1 protein-coding gene is annotated in these 1,136 nt (G+C 44.1%); it reads right to left on the bottom strand.

The window, feature by feature from the left end:
- Positions 1-55: 55 nt before the first annotated feature.
- Positions 56-1,136 (bottom strand): cell envelope integrity TolA C-terminal domain-containing protein (locus AC007G_RS28275; RefSeq protein ID WP_479466762.1); only part of this gene is annotated, 1,081 nt, incomplete at its 5' end.

The following is a 1,136-nucleotide window of genomic DNA, read 5'->3' on the forward strand; positions in this document are numbered from 1 at the left end:
CAACAAAAAGAAAATAAGAATCCCCACAAAAGTGAAGACTCTTACCCGGCATGAACTAGAATTTAAAGTTGAGGGATGGATTACGGAACACTCCGTAAACTTCATTACTCATAGGGCTAAGCCTCATTCCCTTCGATGCCTGCAATACCACAGAGCAAAGCTCTTCATCTCCGGATTCCTTCCTGGCTGACAGAACCTCACCTTTCTGTGACATCCAGACATTTATTGAACATTCTTTTCCTGAAAAACGCGTCGCATCACCAATTCGCCGCATAAATTCATTTCTGAGTGAAGACTGAAAACGTTGAAAATCGGGGGAGTCAAGGCGAACACTCCTGGATTTATAATCGTCAGCCTGCTTTGTTTTGTTGGTGGCACTTTGTTTTCCGGCTGCATCTGCTTTCTCCTTTGCGGCCGCTTTCTCCCTTGTTGCAGCATCATTTTTTTCTGTGTTGTTTTTGCTGCGAAGCTTTGGGTATTCCGAACCAGAACGATAAGCACTTAAATACACTTCTTTGCCAATATCATTCATTCCAGCCAATATTTTTGAGTCAACCGACTGGCGATTGTTACCCGCCATAATTCCCGCAAAACACACCATCTGAAACTCGCCTTTGATTTGATTCCACTCAGCTAATGAAATCTGTACTTGAGGGGGGAGATTCGAGGTTGAATATTTGGCTGCTTTAGATGATATGTCATCGCATATTTCATTTGGATTAAATGAGCTTACTGGTTTTTCTTTTTGCTCGGGCGGTCTGGGATAGTCAAAACCAGAGAATCCATTCAGCATTGCATAGTAAAGCAGGCTCCCCATGGCTGCTGAAAATTTTTTCTGCTCTTCATTTCCCCCGGGAAGACTGGAGTCAGTCCATTTCCTTGCTTCAGCAAGAGAGTGAGCATTGGCAGCTTCAAATCCCATGTCGCCCATGGTTTTGCCTTTATTGCAGAACGCAGTCAGTGCATCTTTAAATTTTTTCGATTCCGTCTTGTACTGACTGAATGCGGTAATGGTGTCCATGCCGTACTGGCTGACAGGATGGTTATCGCAGTCTTTATTGATACCCAGTGAGTCGGCATTTGCCGAACAGGTAAATGGCAGCAGGCTTGCACTTATTACAGTCGCAGCAAGTATT

The sequence above is a fragment of the Klebsiella sp. CSG-1 genome (genome assembly GCF_056521145.1).